Annotated in this window: 5 protein-coding genes and 1 tRNA gene (1 of these 6 running past the window's edge); all 6 read right to left on the bottom strand. The window is 41.4% G+C overall.

Translation table 11 applies throughout. From position 1 onward, the window contains the following. Positions 1 to 47 (bottom strand) — tRNA-Thr (locus ACX5KA_RS18270); it reaches 29 nt to the left of the window's first position. Between the two features lie 109 nt (positions 48 to 156). Continuing rightward, on the bottom strand, positions 157 to 915 hold the full coding sequence (locus ACX5KA_RS18265) for a type III pantothenate kinase (protein WP_014950845.1): 759 nt from the start codon (positions 913 to 915) through the stop codon (positions 157 to 159). A 147-nt stretch (positions 916 to 1,062) separates the two neighbouring features. Continuing rightward, positions 1,063 to 2,049, bottom strand: coding sequence for a bifunctional biotin--[acetyl-CoA-carboxylase] ligase/biotin operon repressor BirA (gene birA / locus ACX5KA_RS18260; RefSeq protein ID WP_039222269.1), 987 nt, complete (start codon positions 2,047 to 2,049; stop codon positions 1,063 to 1,065). Further along, positions 2,046 to 3,077 carry a UDP-N-acetylmuramate dehydrogenase gene (gene murB, locus ACX5KA_RS18255; RefSeq protein WP_458731831.1) on the bottom strand — a complete coding sequence of 344 codons (1,032 nt, stop codon included), beginning with the start codon at positions 3,075 to 3,077 and terminating at the stop codon, positions 2,046 to 2,048. Before murB ends, birA begins: the two co-directional genes overlap by 4 nt. Before the next feature lie 172 nt (positions 3,078 to 3,249). Further along, entirely contained in the window at positions 3,250 to 4,815 is a 1,566-nt protein-coding gene (locus tag ACX5KA_RS18250; protein WP_458731830.1) for a methyl-accepting chemotaxis protein, read from the bottom strand. A 214-nt stretch (positions 4,816 to 5,029) separates the two neighbouring features. Next, positions 5,030 to 5,557, bottom strand: coding sequence for a hypothetical protein (locus ACX5KA_RS18245; protein ID WP_458731829.1), 528 nt, complete (start codon positions 5,555 to 5,557; stop codon positions 5,030 to 5,032). Between the last annotated feature and the right edge of the window lie 133 nt (positions 5,558 to 5,690).

The following is a 5,690-nucleotide window of genomic DNA, read 5'->3' as shown; positions in this document are numbered from 1 at the left end:
ACCTACTGATTACAAGTCAGTTGCTCTACCAACTGAGCTAAGTCGGCACTACATCAAGTGGGTGCGCATTCTAGAGTATTGTTTAACTCTGTGCAAGTGTCTTTTTGAAAATTTTTCAATTTTCTTTTTTGACCAATTTTTCAACTAATCAAAAACTTACGTCGATGTTCCCTTTAGAAGTTCACTTCGAGCGTAGCGGGCAAGACCCTGCATCACCAAATGAGCGAGGCGCATGTTATCAGCAGATTTTAAGAATGCAAACACTTTTTTGTCTCCACCCCCTAAAATTATGTCAAATTCGGTTTGTTTGCTTGATATGTAATCAACCGCGCTCAAATAAACACCATATAGGGCAGCATGACACCCTGTTGCCACACAATCTTCTGTATCGGTCCCCACGCCAAAGGTGGTCGGAATTTCATCATTCGCGAACACTTTTTTAGTTGAAGCAACCAATGCATTACGCATTACTTGAAAACCAGGCACGATCCAACCGCCTAAATGTTGACCATCTACCACAAAATCAACCGTTATTGCCGTACCCACATCCATAACAAAAAATGCTTTTTTTGATTTTTCTGCAGCACAGACCATGGCAAGCCACCTATCAACGCCCATTTTTTGAACATTCGCGTAACTGTTTTTTATGCCGAAGGCTTCTTTCTCTGTGTGCTTTTCTACAAAAATAATATTTCGCTCGTTACACATGGCGGATATTTCATCAACCAGCTCCTGATTTCTTACTGAAGCGATATATAAATGGGAAATTTTTTTCTGAGAATCGATAAAAGAGAAGAGAGAATTGGCATCTTCGCATGCATTAGGCTCTTCTTCTGCATGACAAAGCAGTGAATATTTTATTCGGGTGTTACCGATATCCACTAATATGACGTGGTTTTCTTCAATGTTGTTCATATTTTTGGTTTCAATCGCAAAGCAATGCGTAAAACGAACGGATAAAATGCTATTTAAAAATCACAAAGATGAACTACGAAGTACTTTTATTATAAAAATGGTCAAAATCTTCGTAGCTCAGCTATAGAGTAAAACAAAAATAAAAAGTTAATTGCCTCTAAGGCTAACTTCGCCACCATGGAATCGGGTAATACCGTCTTGCGTTTCAACAAGAAGCGCGCCACTGGCGTCCACTCCCCTATCAATTCCGGAAAAACGCTTCTCACCCATTTGTAAAACAATGCGTTTATCGGCGTACAAGTCGAGCGCTTCCCAATATGCTGTGAATGGCCCGAAGCCCTGCTGGGTAAATTTAGGTAAATAAGACCACAGCGATTTAATTATTTCTGCTGCTAATGCATTTCTATCTGGGATAGTGCCCAAATATGACGCAAGATCGCTATGAGGCTGACCAACATCGTACTGATTGTCAGGCACGCAAACATTTAAACCTATCCCTATAACGCTATGCGCCGTAGCGCCTATTTGCCCTTCTACTTCAATAAGTACGCCCGCAAGCTTTTTACCTTGCAAATAAATGTCATTCGGCCATTTAAGCTCGGCGTCTTCTACGCCAAATTCTTTAAGTGCATCGCAAACTGCCAAGCCTACCAATAAAGAAAGTCCTGCCATGCTTTGATAACCGTCGGGAAAAGACCAGTACATAGAAAAAGTTAAGCTTCCGCCAACTGGCGCTAACCATGAACGGCCATGTCTGCCGCGCCCATCGGTCTGAATTTCAGCAAAAACGACATCGCCGTTTTCAAGATCTTCTCGTTTGCTGGCAATACGCTTCTTCATTTCCGTATTGGTGGAAGGCAATACCGACTCCACATCAATAACCGCTCGTTTTGTATTGCCTAAATGACGTTTAATGCTGTCGGCGCTTAACAATGGAAATCCTCGTTCTAAACGGTAGCCTTTACCTTTTACTTTAAATACATCTAATCCCCAATCGGCGAGTTGGGAAATATGACCCGCAACTGCTGTGCGCGATAGGCCCACTTGCTGTGCAATGGTTTCCCCTGAGTGAAACTGGCCGTCGGACAACAAAGCGAGTATATGTTTTCTTATAGCTTTTGATGCTTGTCTCATAGCGAAATAAGTCCTTTGCTTCCTAATAAGCGTACTTCTGGCTCAAGCTGTATGCCGAACTTACCCTGTACGCTTGCTATGATATCTTTTGCCATGGATATTACATCGTTTCCGGTGGCACCACCTAAGTTAGTAAGTACCAATGGCTGTGTAGGGTGGCATCGTACTTTATTCAAAGTCTTGCCTTTAAAACCTGCCTGGTCGATAAGCCACGCGGCAGGAATTTTTATTTGTTCTTTTTCAGTGGCTGGCAGCTCAACACCTCCGTGCACCACAAAATGGGGCACTGAATCATACTCTTGTGCAATCGCTTGAAACACGGCTTTTGAAACCACTGGGTTTTTGAAGAAACTTCCTGCATTGCCTAGCTCGGCAGGATCAGGAAGTTTGCTCTTCCTAATTTGTATTACCGTACTATACACCTTTTCTGGCGTAGGCTCAGTCAGTGCCGCTAGTTCGCCATAGCTAGTTTCAAGTTCGTAGTGCTTGGGCAGTTTAAAGTTTACATGAGTGATTAGCGCTTTGTTCGCTAGTGCGTGTTTGAACACACTGTCTCTATAGCCAAACTGACAGTCTTCATTGCCTAACAATACCTGCTCGCCGGTTTCAAGAAATACACACTCTATTTTGTCGATAAACGCATTCACTTCTCGTCCGTACGCACCAATATTCTGAATTGGGCATGCGCCTACTGAACCTGGTATTAAGGCGAGATTTTCGAAACCATACCACTTCTCTTTCATACACAAAGTGACGAAGTCATGCCAGTTTTCACCTGCACCTACCCGTAAGTAATGGTGACTTTCAGTATCAAAATGGCTTATTCCCTTAATCTCGTTAACCAGAATTGTACCGTCAAAGTCTTCAGTGAAGACTGAATTGCTTCCACCGCCTAATATATAAATGGCTTTGTTCTTGTTTTTAGAAGTATTGAAGATAGACAGGAATGAAGTAACGTCGCTAAACGACTGGATAGAATCACAAGAAGCGGCGAGGCCAAATGTGCTGTATGGTTGTAGTGAAGGCATAGTGTTTTACGAACTGCGAACAATTCGCTAATGGTAGGGTAACGAAGCAGCAAATAAAAGCGCAAAAAAAGAATAATATTGTTGCCAACATTGCTAAGCGCTATGACGCTACCACTTTCATTCGTTAGAGTAATAAAGCAGATGCAATTACTTATGTGTAGATACAGAGAACTTACTGTTCTTTTGCTTTATAACCAATACGAAACCCTCCCCAATGTTTGCCGTTAACATAAATGGGGGCAGACAAATCATGCATGATCTCGCCAGTATCTCGTTTATAAGTTTGAAGCAAAAATGTGGAAGTGTTGCTACCGCAACGACTGCCGGTTTTGTCATCGAATATCCGTTTCGTTCTGTTATTTATTAAATCAGTATCGTAGTTACCAGTGAGAGGCTGACTGAACTTCTTGTTGTGGGTAGGAAAGTAACCATTTACGTCAACTGCGCCGGCATAAATAATGAAACTATGTGTTTCTAATAAAGGTTCTTGGATAGCGGGGAGTACGTTATCGGTGAACTTATCAAAAGGTGTAGTGTGCTTTACAGGATTAGTGTTCGGTATAGGTGTGTAGTCAAAACTAAACAGCTTTGCTTCCGGTATTTCCCCTTCTGAAATCGCTTGCTCGAAACGCTTTCCAATAGTTTTAGCTGCATTTACTGCAATGTCTCTAACTTCGCTGTTTCTATCATTTACATCGAAGCTTTCCAATAGCCTAAAAATATCTTCCGCTTGACTACTCAGTGATAGCGCCTGAGTAGAGACATCGGTGAGATCATGCTCTAATTTTTCTGTCGTCGTGTGCAGCTGAAGTACATTAGTACTTATACCTGCGCTATGCTCAGCATTATTTTCTACCATTGCTTGCATAGCGCCCATCGATTCCCGGGCTTTTGTAGAGAGCATACTGGAGAGTGAGATAGCTTCTTCGCTCTCCTGTAATTTCGCATTCATATTGTCACTAGAGTTCAGCACCGTTTCCATAGTAGCCACAGCTGCCTGGCTACTGGTATTCATATCCTGCAGCAGACTCTCAATCCCAGAGGTGGCATCGGTTGTCTTCTTGGCAAGCTCGCGTACTTCATCAGCAACAACGGCGAAACCACGTCCTTGCTCTCCCGCTCTTGCAGCTTCAATAGCCGCATTAAGCGCTAGCATATTTGTTTGATCGGCCAACTGGTTAATGGTGTTTGTTATAGTACTTATTCCCTCGGCCTTACTTTTTAATGTAGTAAGCGCTTCTGATGACGCATTTATGTTTTTAACCAGCTGCTGTTGCTCGCTTAATACTTCTTTTAACGACGCACTGCCGAACTGCGTTTTCTCGTCAGATTCATTCATAGAAGATGCAGCGTTTTTGGCAAGATCATCTAACTGAGTTGAAGAGACTTCTAACTGTTGGAGTCTACCGCTCATCTCACCGATGTTCGCGACTTGCTCATTAAATGCTTTTGATAACTGTTCCAAAAAGAAAGAGATAGAAGCACCTCCAATAGCAATATTACTCGCGGCAAAACTAACTTTCGTTGCATCATTGCTATGTGCATGTTTTTTATCATCGTCAGCCAGTACAGTTTTATTAGCGGCTATATTTTGGTTTTGAAACACCTTATCAATAATAAAGGCCGCGAACAGAATTATAAGAAAGATTGCACACGAAGCCATTAAGACATCTGAAGTCACAAAAGAGCTCACTACATTAACGAGACTTGCAATTACAGCTAAAACTAAGTACTTCATATGACCAATCTAACATTTCATTAACAAATATAGAATGTAGACTGACTTAGTTTAATTATCTATAAGCGGATAGTATTAAGTAATGAGGTCAGAGTAATTTATTGGTGAGCATTGTATTCATAGTAAATAAAATAAACACATCAAGGTACATCTTGCCTCACTCGCAAGCAGTATACTTTACCTGGGTTCAATCGCTTACAAACGCTTTTTATTTCTAACTGTTATCTGGTACTAACTCATTAAGGTGCAATACCATCCAACCGTTAATATAAATATTTCGAGGCCGTCTAGCATCGTAAATGGCACCAGAAGTAACCAAGTCATTTACTTTTGTTTTGCTAAGCACAAGGTTATCAACTCGAAAGTAATTGCGCAGCAATAACGCTTTATCAAATTTCGCATGCTGACTCGGCGAGACAGGTGTTGTGTGAGCAATGTTTCCGACTTTAAAAGTAAGAGTATCATTATCGACACTAAGTAATTTCAGGGGGACATAGCGAAATCGAGCATCCGATGAAGGATCTATAGCTCTATAGTCAATATAGAAAAAGTCGTTTTTCTGAGGGTTAGCTAAGACCCGCTCTTTTTCACTATTTTGAATAAATTCATTACCAACAAAGAAGAATGCTATTAGAAGAAAGCAAACAAGTTCTGCATGCTGCTTCAATACAGCGGTCACAGGTTCAAGTTGAAAATTACCCCGCAAATAAGCTGGGTTATTATTGAATGGTAAGGGTGACATACAAACTTCCTAGCTGTTTAGTGTTTTTATACCATACCGATTATTTTTCAACCTGTCGCTCGTTATGCAGAGCTATTATCAAAACTACAGCATACACTCCCCGAATAATGGGGTCAGAGTCGTGACTCTGACC

It is taken from the genome of Alteromonas alvinellae, assembly GCF_902705805.1.
The sequence above is the reverse complement of the archived record's forward strand: the minus strand, read 5'-3'. Positions and strand labels throughout refer to the sequence as shown.